The organism is Achromobacter sp. CSND-B12, assembly GCF_052906545.1.
Window position 1 is genome coordinate 3,904,423 of the sequence record NZ_JBREGJ010000001.1, and the last position, 16,865, is coordinate 3,921,287.

General features: G+C 67.2%; 17 protein-coding genes and 1 tRNA gene. 8 read left to right on the top strand and 10 right to left on the bottom strand.

All coding sequences use genetic code 11. The annotated features are described in order from the left end of the window. Positions 1-17: 17 nt before the first annotated feature. The 4 genes from ACUTAG_RS18355 (at position 18) to ACUTAG_RS18370 (ending at position 4,536) form a co-directional block, all read left to right on the top strand. Entirely contained in the window at positions 18-3,134 is a 3,117-nt protein-coding gene (locus tag ACUTAG_RS18355) for an efflux RND transporter permease subunit (protein WP_148317534.1), read from the top strand. Between the two features lie 4 nt (positions 3,135-3,138). Next, positions 3,139-3,861, top strand: a complete 723-nt coding sequence (gene dnaQ / locus ACUTAG_RS18360) for a DNA polymerase III subunit epsilon (RefSeq protein WP_020925183.1) — start codon at positions 3,139-3,141, stop codon at positions 3,859-3,861. Between the two features lie 60 nt (positions 3,862-3,921). Then, positions 3,922-3,996: transfer RNA gene (locus tag ACUTAG_RS18365), tRNA-Val, on the top strand. A gap of 372 nt (positions 3,997-4,368) precedes the next feature. After that, positions 4,369-4,536, top strand: coding sequence for a hypothetical protein (locus ACUTAG_RS18370; protein ID WP_006388695.1), 168 nt, complete (start codon positions 4,369-4,371; stop codon positions 4,534-4,536). 27 nt (positions 4,537-4,563) lie between these two features. Here the strand turns inward: ACUTAG_RS18370 and ACUTAG_RS18375 are convergent, their stop codons facing one another. The 5 genes from ACUTAG_RS18375 to ACUTAG_RS18395 all read right to left on the bottom strand — a co-directional run bounded on the left by ACUTAG_RS18375 (position 4,564) and on the right by ACUTAG_RS18395 (position 8,697). After that, on the bottom strand, positions 4,564-5,031 hold the full coding sequence (locus tag ACUTAG_RS18375; RefSeq protein WP_006388696.1) for a YaiI/YqxD family protein: 468 nt from the start codon (positions 5,029-5,031) through the stop codon (positions 4,564-4,566). Further along, the gene (locus tag ACUTAG_RS18380; protein WP_006388697.1) at positions 5,031-5,294 is read right to left on the bottom strand and encodes a hypothetical protein; all 264 of its coding nucleotides are present in this window, start codon (positions 5,292-5,294) and stop codon (positions 5,031-5,033) included. The genes ACUTAG_RS18375 and ACUTAG_RS18380 overlap by 1 nt, the downstream gene beginning before the upstream one ends. Positions 5,295-5,336: 42 nt before the next feature. Next, positions 5,337-6,839, bottom strand: a complete 1,503-nt coding sequence (locus ACUTAG_RS18385; RefSeq protein WP_026382468.1) for a TAXI family TRAP transporter solute-binding subunit — start codon at positions 6,837-6,839, stop codon at positions 5,337-5,339. Next, positions 6,836-8,044, bottom strand: coding sequence for a sodium/glutamate symporter (gene gltS, locus ACUTAG_RS18390; protein WP_006388699.1), 1,209 nt, complete (start codon positions 8,042-8,044; stop codon positions 6,836-6,838). Before gltS ends, ACUTAG_RS18385 begins: the two co-directional genes overlap by 4 nt. Before the next feature lie 149 nt (positions 8,045-8,193). Further along, a complete protein-coding gene (locus tag ACUTAG_RS18395) occupies positions 8,194-8,697 on the bottom strand; it encodes a GNAT family N-acetyltransferase (protein ID WP_049054739.1) in 504 nt (167 codons plus the stop codon). Positions 8,698-8,965: 268 nt separating this feature from the next. Between ACUTAG_RS18395 and ACUTAG_RS18400 the strand changes: the two genes are divergently transcribed. Together ACUTAG_RS18400 and ACUTAG_RS18405 are read left to right on the top strand one after the other, a co-directional pair. Beyond that, complete coding sequence (locus ACUTAG_RS18400) at positions 8,966-10,018, top strand: glycosyltransferase family 2 protein (protein WP_006388701.1); 1,053 nt, start codon at positions 8,966-8,968, stop codon at positions 10,016-10,018. Next, entirely contained in the window at positions 10,018-11,607 is a 1,590-nt protein-coding gene (locus ACUTAG_RS18405; RefSeq protein WP_148317532.1) for an ArnT family glycosyltransferase, read from the top strand. Before ACUTAG_RS18400 ends, ACUTAG_RS18405 begins: the two co-directional genes overlap by 1 nt. Here the strand turns inward: ACUTAG_RS18405 and ACUTAG_RS18410 are convergent. Continuing rightward, complete coding sequence (locus ACUTAG_RS18410) at positions 11,564-11,959, bottom strand: GtrA family protein (protein ID WP_020925177.1); 396 nt, start codon at positions 11,957-11,959, stop codon at positions 11,564-11,566. The genes ACUTAG_RS18405 and ACUTAG_RS18410 overlap by 44 nt on opposite strands. Before the next feature lie 36 nt (positions 11,960-11,995). Between ACUTAG_RS18410 and ACUTAG_RS18415 the strand changes: the two genes are divergently transcribed. Further along, positions 11,996-12,811 carry a ChbG/HpnK family deacetylase gene (locus tag ACUTAG_RS18415; protein WP_035199457.1) on the top strand — a complete coding sequence of 272 codons (816 nt, stop codon included), beginning with the start codon at positions 11,996-11,998 and terminating at the stop codon, positions 12,809-12,811. Between the two features lie 51 nt (positions 12,812-12,862). Here ACUTAG_RS18415 and ACUTAG_RS18420 read toward each other — a convergent pair whose 3' ends face one another. Next, the gene (locus ACUTAG_RS18420) at positions 12,863-13,726 is read right to left on the bottom strand and encodes a LysR family transcriptional regulator (RefSeq protein ID WP_026382466.1); all 864 of its coding nucleotides are present in this window, start codon (positions 13,724-13,726) and stop codon (positions 12,863-12,865) included. Positions 13,727-13,837: 111 nt separating this feature from the next. Here ACUTAG_RS18420 and ACUTAG_RS18425 point away from each other — a divergent pair, with 111 nt between their 5' ends. Continuing rightward, positions 13,838-14,329: a multidrug/biocide efflux PACE transporter gene (locus ACUTAG_RS18425; RefSeq protein ID WP_058665270.1), complete on the top strand. Its 492-nt coding sequence runs from the start codon at positions 13,838-13,840 to the stop codon at positions 14,327-14,329. On the opposite strand, the gene ACUTAG_RS18430 is transcribed toward ACUTAG_RS18425, so the two are convergent. The 3 genes from ACUTAG_RS18430 to ACUTAG_RS18440 are packed head-to-tail and all read right to left on the bottom strand — an operon-like array spanning position 14,304 to position 16,823. Continuing rightward, positions 14,304-14,954 carry a GntR family transcriptional regulator gene (locus ACUTAG_RS18430; protein ID WP_020925174.1) on the bottom strand — a complete coding sequence of 217 codons (651 nt, stop codon included), beginning with the start codon at positions 14,952-14,954 and terminating at the stop codon, positions 14,304-14,306. The genes ACUTAG_RS18425 and ACUTAG_RS18430 overlap by 26 nt on opposite strands. Continuing rightward, on the bottom strand, positions 14,954-15,919 hold the full coding sequence (locus ACUTAG_RS18435; RefSeq protein WP_024067728.1) for a branched-chain amino acid ABC transporter permease: 966 nt from the start codon (positions 15,917-15,919) through the stop codon (positions 14,954-14,956). The genes ACUTAG_RS18430 and ACUTAG_RS18435 overlap by 1 nt, the downstream gene beginning before the upstream one ends. 1 nt (position 15,920) lies before the next feature. After that, a complete protein-coding gene (locus tag ACUTAG_RS18440) occupies positions 15,921-16,823 on the bottom strand; it encodes a branched-chain amino acid ABC transporter permease (RefSeq protein ID WP_006388713.1) in 903 nt (300 codons plus the stop codon). Positions 16,824-16,865 lie beyond the last annotated feature (42 nt).

Below are 16,865 nucleotides of genomic sequence, written 5' to 3' on the forward strand. Positions count from 1 at the left end.
AGCGAGCGGCGGCCTTCATGCGCATTTCGGAAACCTGTATCCAGCGGCCGGTGTTCGCATCGGTGCTGTCACTGGTCATCGTGCTGATCGGCCTGATCTCGTATTCGCGCCTGACGGTGCGGGAATATCCCAAGATCGACGAGCCCATCGTGTCGGTGGACACGACCTACAAGGGCGCCTCGCCCGAGGTGATCGAGTCGCAGGTGACCAAGCCGCTGGAAGACCAGCTGGCCGGCATCGAGGGCGTGGACGTGATGACCTCGCGCAGCCGCTCCGAGCGCAGCCTGATCAACATCAAGTTCAACCTGTCGCGCAATCCGGACGCGGCGGCGGCCGAAGTGCGCGACAAGGTCTCGCGTGCGCGCCGTTTCCTGCCCGACGAGATCGACGAGCCCATCATCGGCAAGGTCGAGGCGGATTCGCAGCCCATCATCTACATCGCGGTCGAGTCCGGTTCGTATTCGGCCATCCAGACTTCCGACTACATCAACCGCTACATCAAGACCCGCCTGTCGGTGCTGCCCGGCGCGGCCGAGGTGCGCGTGTTCGGCGAACGGCTGCCGTCCATGCGCATCTACGTCGACCGCGACAAGCTCGCGGCCTACGGCCTCACGGTGCAGGACGTCGAGTCGGCGCTGCGCAGCCAGAACGTGGAGATCCCGGCCGGCCGCATCGAGTCGCGGGCGCGCGAGTTTTCGGTGGTGTCGTCCACCGACCTGCAGACCCCGGCGCAGTTCGAGAACGTCATCGTCGCCAACGTGAAGGGTTATCCGGTGCGGCTGCGGGACGTGTCCAAGGTGGAGATCGGGGCCGCCAACGACCGCATCCTGTCGCGCTTCAACGGCAAGCCGGCCATCAACATCGGGGTCACGCGCCAGTCCACCGCCAACCCGCTGGAGCTGTCCAAGGCGGCGCGCGAGGAAGTGGCGCGGCTGAACGAGAACCTGCCCGCGGGCATGAAGCTGACCATCGCCTACGACTCGTCGGTGTTCATCGAGCGCTCCATCGACTCGGTGTTCCACACCATCGGCGAAGCCATCGTCCTGGTGGTGCTGGTGATCTTCTTCTTCCTGCGCAACCTGCGCGCCAGCATCATTCCCATCGTCACCATCCCGGTGTCGCTGGTGGGCGCCTGCGCGCTGATGTACCTGTTCGGCTTCTCGATCAACACGCTGACGCTGCTGGCCATGGTGCTGGCCATCGGTTTGGTGGTGGACGATGCCATCGTGGTGCTGGAGAACATCTTCCGCCACATCGAGGACGGCATGCCGCGCAAGGAAGCGGCGCTGCGCGGCTCGCGCGAGATCGGCTTCGCCGTGGTGGCCATGACCATGACCCTGGTGACGGTGTACGCGCCGCTGGCCTTTGCCACCGGCCGCACCGGGCGGCTGTTCATCGAGTTCGCGCTGGCGCTGGCCGGCGCGGTGCTGGTGTCCGGCTTCGTGGCGCTGACGCTGACGCCCATGATGTGCTCGGTGCTGCTGCGCCACCAGAGCAGCCACAGCCGCTGGTACAACCTGATCGAAGGCTGGCTCGACGCCATGAGCAATGGCTACCGGCGGACACTGGCGCTGGCGCTGCGCCATCGCTGGCTGGTGGTGGCGATCGGCATCGCGGTGGCGGCGGCCAGCGGCGTGCTGTTCAAGGTGGTCAAGAGCGAGCTGGCGCCGGTCGAGGACCGCGGCGTCGTGTTCGGCATCGTCAGTTCGCCGGAAGGCGCGACGCTGAACTACACGCTCGACAGCATGCTCGGCATCGAGAAGTTCTACGCCGCCATTCCCGAGGCCAGCGGCAGCCAGGTCACCGTCGGTTTTCCCACGGTCACCGACGGCACCGCGATCCTGCGCCTCAAGCCCTGGGAGGAGCGCGGCCGCCGCCAGCAGGCCATCACCCAGGAACTGCAACCGTTGTTCTCGTCGCTGCCGGGGGTGCGGGCGTTCCCGACCAATCCGCCGTCGCTGGGCCAGTCGGCGCGTTCCAAGCCGGTGGAATTCATCATCATGAGCCAGGCCTCCTATGAGGAACTGGCGCGCCTGACCGAGGTGTTCCTGACGGAACTGCGCAAGTATCCCGGCCTGCTCAACTTGGACACCGACCTGCGCCTGAACACGCCCGAGTTGCGGGTGCGGGTGGACCGCGACAAGATGGCCGACGTCGGCACCAACGTCGACACCGTGGGCCGCACCCTCGAATCGATGCTGGGCGGGCGCCAGGTGACCCGCTACAAGGACCAGGGCGAGCAGTACGACGTGATCGTGCAGGTCACGCCGCGCGACCGCGCCACCCCCACCGACATTTCCGGCATCCACGTGCGGGCGCGTGACGGCAGCATGGTGCAACTGGACAACCTGGTGGCCGTGCACGAAGGCGTGTCGCCGCAGTCGCTGAACCACTTCAACCGCCTGCGCGCGGTCAAGATCGACGCCGCCGTGGCGCCGGGCTATGCGTTGGGCGAGGTGCTGACCCACATGCACCAGGTGGCGCGTGACGTGCTGCCCAATACGGTGGTGACGGACCTGGACGGCCAGTCGCGCGAGTTCCGCGATTCGTCAGGCAGCATCTACCTGGTGTTCGCCATGGCGCTGGCCTTCATCTACCTGGTGCTGGCGGCCCAGTTCGAAAGCTGGCGCAACCCCTTCATCATCATGCTGTCGGTGCCGCTGTCGATGACCGGCGCGCTGCTGGCGCTGTGGCTGACGGGCGGCACGCTGTCGATCTACAGCCAGATCGGCCTTATCACGCTGGTGGGCCTGATCACCAAGCACGGCATCCTGATCGTCGAATTCACCAACCAGCTGCGCGACGAGGGCAAGGCCCTGTTCGAGGCCGTCACCGAGGCCAGTGTGCTGCGCCTGCGGCCGATCCTGATGACCACCGGCGCCATGGTGCTGGGCACCGTGCCGCTGGCGCTGTCGTCGGGCGCGGGCGCCGAATCGCGCCAGCAGATCGGCTGGGTCCTGGTGGGCGGGCTGATGCTGGGTACACTATTGACCTTGTTCGTCGTGCCGGTGGCCTACACCCTGATCGCCACCGCACGCAGGAAACCCGGCCCGGCCGGCAGCGCAGCGCATCCCCCGGCCGGCCCGGCGGATGGCCAGGCGCCGTCGGCGCCAGCGGCCCAAGCGTCGGAATAGCTTTATGCGCCAGATCATCTTTGACACTGAAACCACCGGGCTGGATCCCGCCCAGGGACACCGCATCGTCGAAATCGGCTGCGTCGAACTGGTCAACCGGATGGCCACCGGCAACAACCTGCACATCTACCTGAACCCGGACCGCGACAGCGACCCCGAGGCGCTGGCGGTGCACGGCCTGACCACCGAGTTCCTGTCCGACAAGCCGCGCTTTGCGGAAGTGGCCGACGAGTTCGTCAAGTTCATCCAGGGCGCCGAACTGATCGCGCACAACGCGGCGTTCGACGTGAAGTTCTTCAACGCCGAGCTGGCCAAGACCGGCCGCGGCCCGATCACCGAATACTGCGCGACGGTCACCGATTCGCTGTTGCACGCGCGTTCGCTGTTCCCGGGCAAGCGCAACTCGCTGGACGCGCTGTGCGACCGCTTCGGCATCTCCAACGCGCACCGCACGCTGCACGGCGCGTTGCTCGACTCGCAACTGCTGGCGGAAGTCTGGCTGGCCATGACCCGCGGCCAGGATGCGCTGCTGATCGATGTCGACGACAACGACTCGGGCGCGGGCGGCGGCGTGGTGCTGGCCAGGTTCGACGCCTCCGGCCTGCCGGTGGTGAAGGCCAGCGAAGCCGAACTGGCCGAGCACGAAACCTACCTGGCGGCGCTGGACAAGTCGGTTGGCGGCGAATGCGTGTGGCGCAAGCTGGACGCGCCGGTGGCGGCCGCTTGAAGTTTTTTCGAGGCGACTTGCACACTTTCAAAAAAGCGTGCTAATATTTCGCCTCTTTCGGGGTGGTTAGCTCAGTGGTAGAGCACTGCCTTCACACGGCAGGGGTCACTGGTTCGAACCCAGTACTACCCACCAAAGACCCTCGAAGAGCGCCGTCAGGCTGAAAAGCCGGCAGTCGCGACTCGAGACCGGTGCAAGCGCTTTGCGCAAGCAAAGACGCAAACCCGAGCGACAATGAAGCCAACCTTAGCCGGTTGGCTTTTTTGTTTTGCGCGTGGCCTTGATATGCCGCAAGCGCGACCGCCGGATTTGCGCGCCATCGTGCCCCGGGTTGTCTATGATGAAATCTGAAGTCGCAATTTCGGCCCAAAGCTCGGTCCAAAGCTCGACCCTAAGCTCGACCCAAAGCGCGTGGCCGGGCCGCGGCAACCGGATGTGGATGCAAAAGCAAGAGCAAAGGCAAACGCAGACTGAGACGCGAAACGCGTCGTTTACCGGGAGACCTTCATGCACCCCAGCACCAACACCATGTTGATCATCATCGTCACGGGCGTGGCGCTCATGCTGCTCGGGTTTGGGCTGCGGGATCGCAACATCGGCATGGGGCTGATGGGCATCGGCCTTATCACGGCCATCGGCACCATCATCTACAAGGCGTACATCACGTTCTATTGACGCGGCCGGGCGCATTGCCCGCGTCGTTCAGGCCTTGGGCGCGGCCAGCCGCGCCGCGCGCGCCAGCAGGGTGTCGAGCTGGTTGGCGAAGGCCTTGCGGTCGGATTGGCTGAACGAAGACGGTCCGCCCGTGTCCACGCCGCTCGCGCGCAATTCCTCCATCATGTCCCGCAGCGCCAGCCGTTCACGGATGGTCTCGGGCGAATAGCGTTCGCCGCGCGGGTTCAGCGCCATGGCGCCTTTTTCCAGCACCTGCGCCGCCAGCGGGATGTCGCCGGTGATCACCAGGTCGCCGGCCACCGCGCGTTCGGCGATGTGAGCGTCGGCCACGTCGAAGCCGCGCGGCACCTGCACCGCCCGGATCAGTGGCGAAGGCGGCGTATGCAGCGCCTGATTCGCCACCAGGGTCACCGGCACCTGCCAGCGCTGCGCGGCGCGGAACAGGATGTCCTTGATGACCCCGGGGCAGGCGTCGGCGTCGACCCAGATATGCATCAGCCCAGGGCCTTCTGCAAGGCTTCGGCGATGATGTCGTTGGTGCTCAGGCCGCGTTCGGCGGCGGCCGCGCGCAGCTGGTCCGCCTGCGCCTGCGACAGCTTCAGCGGAAACGGCACCAGGCCGGCGGCCTGGTCGAGCTTGCGCTGCTCGCGGCGGTCGGGCACTTGCGAGGCGGCGCCGAAGCGGTCGGGCGTGCCGGCTTGCTTGAGTTGGCCGGCCAGTTTCAGCGCCTGGTTCTTCTGCAGATCGAATTTGTTCATGAATATTCCTGATTGGGAGCGCCATCATAAGCGCAAGCGCGGTCAGCGGGGTTTGGCGTTCTCCAGCGCGGCCAGGCCTTCCTCGGCGCCGTCGTGCAACGGCACGGTCAGGCCACGCCGGGCGTTGGCGATGTTGACCTGGGCGCCCTGGGCCGAGCCGGCGGCCAGCAGGTCCTGGCCGGTCTGGTAGACCGCCCGCACCACCTGCAGGGCCTCATCGCGTGTCAGGTCGGACGTGGTCAGCAGCAGCGCCGCGGTGCCGATGGTGGCGACCGGTTCCGATTGGTTCGGATAGGTGCCCGCCGCGATTTCCAGGGGCATCAGCGCGTTGTCCTGGGCGGCCAGCGTCTTGACCGCGGCCGGATCGAGCGGCAGCAGTTTCAGGTGGGCCTGCGTCAGGGCGTCGCGCAGGGGCGTGGCGGGAATGCCGATCACCTGCGCCGCGGCGTCGATCAGGCCGGCATTGAGCGCCGGCAGCGAAGCCGTGAAGGGCGTGGGAACCGCCTCGTAGTCGCGCCCAGGCTGCAGCCCATGCGCCGCCAGCACCGCTTCCAGCGTGGCCCGCACCGCCGAACCCTGCGCGCCGAGCGCGATCTTCTTGCCCTTGAGGTCGCGCACGCCGCGCAGCTTGGCGTCGTCGCGCACGACGATATGCACCATTTCGGGATAGAGGCTGCCCAGCGCCCGCAGGCCGGCGAACGGCCCTTGCGACGCGAACGGACCGCGGCCCTCGTACGCCAGCTTGGCGGTATCGCCCTGGGCCAGCCCGACCACGGCGTCGCCGCTGCGCAGCAGGGCGATGTTCTCGGCGCCGCCGCCGGTGATCAGCGGCGTGACGCGGATCTGGCGCGCCTGGCCCACCGCGCCCAGCGCGCGCGCGAAGGTGACGTACTCGCCGCGGTCCGGCCCGCCGGCCAGCGGATAGCCCTGCTGCATGCGCGCCAGCCGGCCATTGATGCGGGCGACCGAGCGTTCCAGTTCCTGTTGCACCACGTGCTGCGCGGTGCTGGAGGCGCTGTAGGCAACCGAATGGGTGATCTGGTCGAGCGTGTCCAGCAGCCGCTGCGTCACGGGCGGCGGCGCGCCGGTGTCCAATGAGGGCGCCTCGGCGGCCTTGAAGCCGGCGGGGGTCACCAGCGTCCAGCCTTCGCCTTCCTTGCGGTAGATGGCGCTGGCATGCGCCACGATCTGGTCGCCGGCCTGGTTGCCGCTGGATTTCACGCCGCTGATGCTGCGCGGGCCCGCGCCCAGCAGCGTTACCAGGGCGGCGGCGCCGGGTTGGTCCCAGGCGCCGAGCGCGATGTCGCGGGTCACTTCCAGCCGCAGGTCGTAATAGACCACGCGGCGGGTTTCGCCTGCCGGAGCGCTGCTGTCGGTGGCGGAGCCCATTCTCTTGAGCTGGTCGATGCGGAACAGGCCCGCGCCGTAGGTGGCGGCCAGGCCGCGTTCGACGTCGGCGCGCAGCGCGTCGGTATCGGGCGCGCGGCCGCAGGCGGCCACGAGCAGGCACAGGGCCATAAGGAGGATGCGCTTGAGCATGGTCACATTCCTCCCACGAACGGCAGCGAGATCAACGAGGTCAGCACGATCACGTTGAGGATGTCCACCAGGAATGCGCCGGTCACCGGCACCACGATGAAGGCTTGCGGCGCGGGGCCATGGCGCCGCGTCAGCGCCTGCATGTTGGCGATGGCGGTGGCGGTGGCGCCCAGCGAGAAACCGCAGAAGGCGGCCGACATGATGGCGGCCTCGTAGTCGCTCTTGAGCAGGCGGAACACCACCCAGGCCGAATACAGCGCGCAGAACAGCGTCTGCACCGCCAGGATCAGCGCCAGGGGCCCGGCCAGGCGCGCCACGCTGGTCAGGTCCAGCGTCATCATGGTCATGGCCAGGAACAGCGACAGGGTGATGGTGCCGATGATCTCGGTGGCGCGGTCGTCCAGTTTCAGGCCCAGGCGTTCGCCGCCATTGCGGATCAGCACGCCGGTCGCCAGGCACCAGAGGAAGTTGGGCAGGCTTACCGGCGCGCCTTCCACCAGCGTGGCCAGGTAGCCGCCCGCCACCAGGCAGACGAAGGCGGCGGTCATCGAGGTGATGAACGAGGCGGCCGTCGACGGCGCCTGCGCTTCGCTCAGGTCCGGCGCCTCGTGGCCCGCCGCCGATTGGCGATCCAGGCTGCCGGCCAGCTTGTGGCGGCGCATCAGCCATTCCGCCACGGGGCCGCCGACCACGCCGCCCAGCACCAATCCTATCGTCGCCGCGGTCATGGCCAGCGCCATCACGTCCTGGATATTGTTGACGTCCGCAAAGCGGGTGGCGTAGGCCGCGCCCGTGCCGTGGCCGCCGACCAGCGTGATGGTGCCGCCCAGCAGCCCCATCAGCGGATGCATGTCCAACAGCCAGGCCATGCCCAGCCCGACCGCGTTCTGCAGCACCAGGAACGGGATCAGCGCCAGCAGGAAGGCGATCAGCCGCGGGCCGCCCTTGGCCAGCAGTTTCAGGTTCGCCGTCAGGCCGATGCAACCGAAGAACAGCAGCAGCAGGGTCGGTTTGATGCTGGTTTCCAGGGAAACGGCATGGCCGCCCCAGGTCGACAGCGCATAGGCGCCGATCGCGAACAGCAGGCCGCCGACGATCGGGTCCGGAATGCTGTAGCGCGCCAGCACGCCGATCCGGGTGGTCAGGACGCGGCCGATGGCCAGCACCAGGCAGCAGGCCAGCAGGGATTGGACGGGCGAGAGTGAAATCATGGAAACCTTCGCGCCCGCGGGCGCAGCGAAGTCAGGCTGTGGAAACCGTTGCCGCCATGTCTTTCCGGGATTGCGTTCCCATCTTAACGGGACGCCGGCGGCGCGGCATGCGTGCGGCAACGAGCAGGGGCGGGGGCGTGCCGCGCCAGTCAGAGCGGAAAGGCGCGCGCCATGTAGCTGGCCTGGGGCCCGTAGCCCTCGAGTTTGTCGGCCAGTTCCCGGCCGCCGGCCGCGACGGGCGCGTAGCCATGCCGCGTCCAATAACCGACCGCCGAACCCAGCGACACCAGGCTGGCGCGTTGCAACCCGGTTTGCGCGGCATGGCCGGCGGCCGTGCGCAACAGCGCCTGTCCCACGCCCAGCCCCTGGGCCGAGGGCGCCACCGCGCAATCGTGCAGGAACCAGTGGTCCGGACGCTCGGGCAGGGCGGCAAGCGGAGCGTCCAGCGTGGGCGGCAGGCCGGCGTCCCACGGGTACGACACCAGATAGCCGAGCAGCTGCCCGGAATCCGGCACCGCGTCGGCCTGCGCCACCCAGCAATGGGCTGGCGCCAGCGTCAGCCGGTTCAGGAAGAAATCAGCGCTCTCCAGCAGGAAACCCGGATAGGCGCCGGCCTGGATTGCCAGGATGCCGTCCATGTCGCCGGCCAGCATGGGGCGGACTCGATATTGCATAACCACCTTTGAAAACAAGAGCTTCGCGCATTTTACCGATGCCGGGGCCGGGGCCGCTTTACGCCCTTTCACAAATCGGGGACAGAGGTTTACGGAGCCTAAACGGCGCTTCATACATTTGGCCGCATGCCTGCCTAGAATCGCCTCGATTGCGACGAGTCCGATACCGAAAGCATTTCATGAAAATTCGACGAGGGCTTGCGCATACTGCCGGGCATAACGTCCCGCATTCCAGTTCCAGAGCCTTATGCACATTCAATTCCGGTCCGAGCCCATGGGGCAGCAAGTCCTGGCCAAAGCGCTTCCCGTGGAAGCGATCTGGCGCACGGCCGCTGCCAACGTGCCTTACGACGCCTGCGTCACCTGCGTCATTCCCTGCCTGAATGAATGCGAAAACCTGCGCGTGCTGTTGCCGTTGCTCCGCAGCCGGCTGGCGGCCCTGTGCACCGGCTGGGAAATCATCGTGGCCGACGACGGCAGCACCGACGGCACCGAGGCCCTGATGGCTGAATGGACCCAATACGACGGCTTCCGCTACGTGCAGCTGTCGCGCAATTTCGGCAAGGAGGCCGCGCTCAGCGCCGGCCTGGAAAGCGCCACGGGTGACGCCATCATCTGCCTGGACGCCGACATGCAGCATCCGCCGGCCCTGATCGAGCAGATGCTGGCGCGCTGGGCCGCCGGCGCCGAAATGGTCTATGCCGTGCGCGAGACCCGCGCCGACGAGTCCTGGCTCAAGCGCACCGGCGCCCGCTGGTTCTACAAGCTGCTCAGCGGCGCCCGCGGCGTCGAGGTGCCGGCCCACGCCGGCGACTTCCGTCTCATGAGCCGCAACGTGGTGGACGCGCTGAACGCGCTGCCCGAGCGCACCCGTTTCATGAAAGGCCTGTACGCCTGGGTCGGTTTCAAGGGTGAAGCGCTGCCCTATACGCCCGACGAGCGCATGCATGGCGACAGCCGTTTCGGGGGCATGCGCCTGGCACGCCTCGCGCTGGATGGATTGACGGCGTTCACGACCTGGCCGCTGCGCCTGGTCAGCCTGGTGGGCGTGCTGTTCGCGGTGCTGGCAATGGCCTATGCGAGCTATCTCGTGATCGATTACCTGGTCTCCGGCAATGCCGTGTCGGGCTGGACCACCATCGTGACGGCCGTGCTGTTCTTCGCCGGCGTCAACCTGATCTCGCTTGGCGTGGTGGGCGAGTACGTGTCGCGCATCTTCGACGAGGTCAAGGGACGGCCGTTGTTCGTGGTGCGCCGCCGCCAGGGGCGAGCCTCCCATTCTGACAAGGTCGCATCCTGATGGCCGCCGCAATGCAACGGCCGGCGCGTTCCGATTGGATCCCGCCGGCGGGATGGTTCCTGCTCGCGGTCGGCGTCTGGCTGGCGTTCCTGGCCTGGGTGCGGCCGCTGACGCTGCCTGACGAAGGCCGCTATGCCGGTGTCGCCTGGGACATGCTGCGCAGCGGTTCGCACGCCGTGCCGTTGCTCGATGGCATGCCTTATTTCCACAAACCACCGCTGTATTACTGGTTGACCGAACTGTCGTTCACGGTGTTCGGCGTGCATCCCTGGGCCGCGCGCCTGCCGTCGCTGCTGGCGGCATGGGCCGCCGCCGCCGCGCTGTATGGTTTCCTGCGGCGCTATCGCGATGCCGCCACCGCGACGCTGACCGTGCTGGCGCTGGCGACCCTGCCTTTCTTCTACGGCGGCGCGCAGTTCGCCAATCTCGACATGCTGGTGGCCGGCATGATCACCCTGTGCGTGCTGGCCGCGGCCGACACCGTGCTGCGCCTGGAGCGCGGCCAGGCCTATCGGTGGATGTCGCTCGCCGCCGCCGCGCTGGCGGCCCTGGCGGTGCTGGCCAAGGGGCTGATCGGCCTGGTTCTGCCCGGCGCCATCCTTTTCATCTGGCTGGTCTGGGGGCGCCGCTGGCGCGCGCTCGGGGCGCTGTTGTGGCCGCCCGCGCTGCTGGTGTTCGCGGCGGTCGCCGTGCCGTGGTTCGTCCTGATGCAGGTCCGCTATCCGGGCTTCTACGACTATTTCTTCGTCTACCAGCATTTTCAGCGCTTCGCCGCCACCGGTTTCAACAACGTCCAGCCGTTCTGGTTTTACCTGCCGGTGGTGGTGGGACTGAGCCTGCCCTGGTCGCTGTGGGGCGGCGGCATCCTGCGCAAGGCGTTCTGGGCGGCGGGGCCGCAGCGCGATCTGCGGCGCCTGGCGCTGGTATGGTTCGTGGTGGTGGTGGGGTTCTTTTCACTGCCGAATTCCAAGCTGGTGGGCTATGTGTTGCCGGCGGTGCCGCCGCTGGCCTTCCTGCTGGTCGAAGTGATCGTGGCCGCGAGCCGCGACAAGGCCGACTCCCTGGCGCCGCGCCTGGTGCGCGTCTGCGCCGGGGTTGGCGCCGCGATCTGCGTGTTGGCCATCGGCATTGCGGCCCATTCAGCCCGCGGCAGCGCGGGCCCGCTGGCCGCGATGGTCCGTCCGCTGGCCAAGCCTGGCGATACCTATGTGTCGCTGCACACTTATCCGTTCGACCTGGCGCTGTACGCCCAGGCGCCCAGGCCAACCTGGGTGGTGGACGACTGGCTCAATCCGGAAGTGCCGGTGCGCGACAACTGGCGCAAGGAACTCTACGACGCGGCCAGGTTCGAGCCCGAGGTGGGCAGGCAAGTGTTGATCAGCCCGCAGGAATTCCAGTCCCGCCTGTGCGCGGCGCCCGAAGGCGCGCGCTACTGGGTCTGGGGCACCCGGTCGGACGCGGGCGCCTATCGGGCGTTGGCGGGCCTGGAACCGGCCGCGAACAACGTGAAATACGTGATCTGGCAGGTCGTGTCGGATGCCGCCTTTAAGCAGCGGGTTTGTGGCGGAACGCCCACAGCCGGCTCGTGATGAAGGTGGCCACCGCCAGCGCAATCAGGATCAGGGCCAGCAGCACGTCATAGGGAACCGACGTTACCCGCAGCAACCAGGCGTAAGCGGATTCATTGATGATGAAGCCGACGGCTGAAATGAAGAAGAAACGGCGTACTGCTATGGTCCAGGGTGTTTTCGAATGTCTGAACGTAAGCCGGTAGTGTCCGCTGAAGGAAACGACGAACGCCACCAGCCAGCCGAGCAGGTTGGCCAGGAGCGGAGCGGCGCCCAGGCCTTCGACGCAGGCGACCGCGACGCCCCAGTGGGTGGCGGCCGCTGCGCATCCGACGGCGATGAACAGGCTGACTTGTTGAAGCAGGGCGCGCATGTGGGGCGTGTCGAAGAAAGAAAGCGAGGTGAGAACTTGACCAAGCGCATCGTGGTTTGCGGTGATGATTTTGGCATGAATGCCGATATCGATGAAGGCATGATCGCGTTGGCGGGCATGCGTCGGCTGAGCGCCATCAGCTGCCTGTCGTTGGGCCCGACCTTCGTGGCCAACGCGCCGCGGCTGGCGTTGATGGACGCCGATCTCGGCCTGCATGTGAATCTGACCGAACGCCTGGGCGATGGCGATGCGGACCTGCCGTCTTTGTCCCGGCTGATCCTGCGGGCCTACACCGGCCGGCTGGACGCCGCCTGGGTCGACCGGCACCTGGCGCGCCAGTTCGACGCCTTCGAGGCCGCATTCGGACGCGCGCCGGATTACGTGGACGGGCATCAGCACGTGCACCAGTTGCCGGTGGTGCGTGATCGCCTGCTGCTGGCGCTCAAGCAGCGCTATGGCGCGCACCGGCCCTGGCTGCGCCAGACCGCGCCGGGCATGCTTTGCGGCATTCCCCTCAAGGAATCGATCAAGGCTCGCATCATCGGCGCGCTGGGCGCGGCGGAACTGGGCCGCCGGGCTGACCGCGAGGGGCTGCGCACCAACCGCCGGTTGCTGGGAGTGTATGGCTTCGACGGAGGCCGCCGGCGCTATGCCGACCTGCTGCAGAACTGGCTGTTCAACGCGCGCGATGGCGACCTGTTGATGTGCCACCCGGCCAAGGATGCCCGGGGCGGCGGCGCCATGGCGCGCCAGCGCCGTGCCGAATACGACGTGCTGGCCTGCCCCAAGCTGGGCGACTGGATGCTCGCCAACGGCGTGCGTATCTCGCGCCTGCCCTCGGGGGCGCGCTAGCGCCCGGGTAGTTGGCTGCGCCTGCGAGGCGCCTTTCAGCGTAAACAGGCCCTAGGCCCGCGTGAGGCTTTGCAGCAGCCACGCGCCGGCCGGCCCCAGCGGACGGCGCGTCGACCACACCGCGTCGACGCGGATCTGGCGCGGCCAGCCCGGCACCGCCAGTTCCACCAGCTGTCCGCGCCCGAAACGGTGCAGCATCCAGCGCGGCAACTCCGCCCAGCCGAATCCCAGCGTGGCCATTTCCAGCAACATCAGATAGCCCGGCGCCGACCAGGTGGACTGCGATGGCGCGGGGGCCTTGTCGTCCAGCTCGTAGGTGCTCAGGCGCAATTCACGTTCGGTCTTCAGGTGGTCCTTGGTCACCCCGGACAAGGTCGCCAGTGGATGGCCGCGGCCCACGCACAGCACGATTTCCGAGGCCTCGCGCAGCGTCGCGTGAGCCATGTCGGGCGGGTAGTCTTCCTGGGCCGCCATCAACCCCAGGTGGGCGCGGCCCTGCTGCACCAGCGCCACCACGTCCTCGTATTCGGCGATCAGGCATTCGAAGCGCAGCGCCGGATAGCGCTGGTCGATCTGGCTGAGCATGTTCTCAAAGGTTTCGGACTGAAACGTATCCGACAGCACCACGGTCAGGCGCGGTTCCAGCCCCGCCGACAGCTGGCTGGCGCTGCGGTTCAGGCGGTCGTTGGCCGCCAGCACCTGCAGGGCCTGGCCCAGCAGCACCTGGCCGGCCTCGGTCAAGGCCGGCTGGCGCTGGCTGCGGTCGAACAGCGTCACGTTAAGGTCGACCTCCAAATTGGCGATGGTCTCGCTGACAGTGGACTGGCTCTTGCCCAGCTTGCGGGCCGCCGCCGAAAACGTGCCCTCGGCGGCCACCTGGGCGAAGGTGGCCAGGGACTCGAGGGAGTGGCGCATGGCGGCGGGCGTTTTCATTATCGGTTTTTCCGATGGATACGATCTTTATCGTACCGGAAATATCGTCGAAAATCCCCCGGTCACTGAAACAAACGACCTCAGAGGTGGGTCATGACGCAAGCCAAGAAAACCATCAAAGAGCGCTTCATCCACGCTTTCCTGTTCGAAATCCTCGCCATCGGCCTGTGCGCGCCGGTGGCCGCCTGGGCCATGGGCAAGTCGCTGTTCGAAATGGGCGTGCTGACCGCCGTGATCGCCTGGATCGCGCTGGTCTGGAACATGATCTACAACGCCGGCTTCGACCGCCTGGAGAACCGCCTGGGCATCACCCGCAACCTGCGCGTGCGCGTGATCCACGCGTTTGGCTTCGAGCTCGGGCTGATCCTGATCGTGATCCCGCTGGCCGCCTGGTGGCTGAACATCAGCCTGTGGCAGGCCTTCGTGCTGGACATCGCGCTGGTGCTGTTCTACCTGCCGTACGCCTTCTTCTACAACCTGGGCTACGACCGCGCCCGCCCGCGCGTCATGGCGTGGCTGGCGCGCGGCGCCAAGGACGCCGCCGCCCCGGCCGCGAGCGTTACGCGTCAATCACCTTGCGCGTAAACATCTCCAGGTAGTCCATCAGAGAATCCGCGCCCCGGATGGCCGCCGCTTCGTCGCCCGTGGCGATGCCGGCGGCCATGGCCATGTGGCGGCGCGCGCCCTCGGCGATGTCGCCTTCGTGCTGGTAGGCGTACCAGAAGCGCCGGCACTGGATGATCAGCGGTTCCACCGCGTTCACCGCCGACACGTTGCGGCAGGCGCTGTGGCAGACGTGGTCGAGCAACTGGTCGGCCTGCATGTAGTCGTCCAGGTTGCCGCCCTCGGCCGCGCGCACCATCTGCGTCGCGCATTCGACGATCTGGGCGCGTTGCGCCGGCGTGGCGCGGCGCGCGGCGCTGGCGGCGATCAACTGCTCCAGCGCCCGGCGGGTCTGGATCAGGTCCATGTGGTCGGCCAGCTGGATCATCGACACCCGCAGGCCGCGCCGCGGCTCCTGGCGGATCAGCCCGGCCGCCACCATGCGCAGCAGGGCTTCGCGCAGCGGGGTGCGGCCCAGGCCGGTCTTTTCGACCAGATCGGCTTCCACCACCGCGCTGCCCGGCTGCAATTGCAGGGTGGCGATCATGCTTTCGATCTGGTCATAGGCGACGTCTGCCGCGCGCCTTTTGGGTTCTGCTCCTGCCATCAACGGTTGTTTTCCTTCGTTTTGCGCCACTGCGTGTAGGCCAGCCATTCGCCGACGAACCCGCGCCGGAAGAACGACACGCACAACACGAAAATCAACCCGATGACGATGGTGACGACATCGCCCAGGGTGGCCAGGTAGTTCTGCAGGCTGACGACCAGCGTGGCGCCCACCACGGGACCCCACACGGTGCCGATCCCGCCCAGCAGCGTCATCAGCAGGACTTCGGTGGAGGTGGCCAGCGACACGTCGTTCAGCGCCACCAGCTGCAGCACCAGCGCCTTGAGCGAACCGGCCAGGCCGGCCACCGAGGCCGACAGCACGAACGCCAGCAGCTTGCACCGATCCGTATCGTACCCCAGCGAAATCGCCCGCGGCGCGTTGTCGCGGATGGTCTTGAGCACCTGGCCGAAGGGCGAATGGATGACCCGGTAGACGAACAGGAACCCCAGCACGAACACGCCCAGCGTGAAGTAATACATGTTGGTGTCGGCGCTCAGGTCGACCAGGCCCAGGAACTTGCCGCGCGGAATGCCCTGCATGCCGTCCTCGCCGCGCGTCCAGCGGACCTGCACCGCCATGAAGTAGGCCACCTGCGACAGCGCCAGCGTGATCATGGCGAAATAGATGCCGGTGCGGCGGATCGCCAGCCAGCCAATCGCGTAACCGATGGCGGCGGCCATGGCCACGCCGCACAGCATGGCCAGTTCCGGCGGCAGGCCGGCCGCGCCGTACAGGATCATCATCTCGCCCGCGGCATAGCCGGCCCAGCCGAAGAAGGCCGCATGGCCGAACGACACCAGGCCGGTGAAGCCGGTCAGCAGGTTGAAGGCCAGCGCGAACAGCGCGAAGCACAGCACCTTCATGACGAAGACCGGATAGACAATCTGCGGGAACCACGGAACCAGCAGCGCCGGCACCAGCAGCAGCGCCAGGATGCGGATGGAAAGAGGAAAGCGCGACACCTTATTTCTCCTTGCCGAACAGGCCCGCGGGGCGCGTCAGCAGCACCACCGCCATCACGATGAATACGACCACGGTGGACGCTTCGGGGTAGAACACCTTGGCCAGACCTTCCAGCAGGCCCAGCGCCAGGCCGGTGACGATGGCGCCCATGATCGAGCCGAGGCCGCCGATCACCACCACCGCGAACACGATATTGAGCAGGTTGGAGCCCATCAGCGGATTGATCTGCATGACGGGCGCGGCCAGCACGCCGGCCACGCCGGCCAGCGCCACGCCGAAGCCGTAGGTCAGCGTGATCATCACCGGCACGTTGACGCCGAAGGCCTGCAGCAGCCGGGCGTTCTCGGTGCCGGCGCGCAGCAGCGCGCCCAGGCGGGTGCGCTCGAACAGGTACCAGGTCAGCAGGCACAGCAGCAGCGACGCCACCACCACGAAGGCGCGGTACGCCGGCAGGAACATGAAGCCCAGGTCGAAGCCGCCCTGCAGGATCTCGGGCGGCTCGTAGCCCACGCCGGATATGCCGTAGAAGTAGCGAAAGCCGCCTTCCATCATCAGCGCGATGCCAAAGGTCAGCAGCAGGCCGTACAGGTGGTCCAGGTGGTAGAGCCGCTTGAGCAGCGTCTTCTCGATGACCACTCCGACCGCGCCGACAATTAGCGGCGCCAGCACCAGGGCCGCCCAGAAGTTGATCTGCGCGCCCGGGCCCAGCAGTTGCGGCAGCTGGGTGAAGCCGATCCACGCCAGGAACGCCGCCATCATGAACTGGGCGCCGTGAGTGAAATTGACGATGTTGAGCAGGCCGAAGATGATGGCCAGCCCCATGCTGAGGATGGCGTAGAAGCAGCCGTTGATCAGCCCCACCAGCAGTTGGGCGAGCAGGGCGGGAAGCGAGATGTCGAACATAGTGGGCGGCGATCGGACACGGGACGCGTCGGTTTGCGGGAA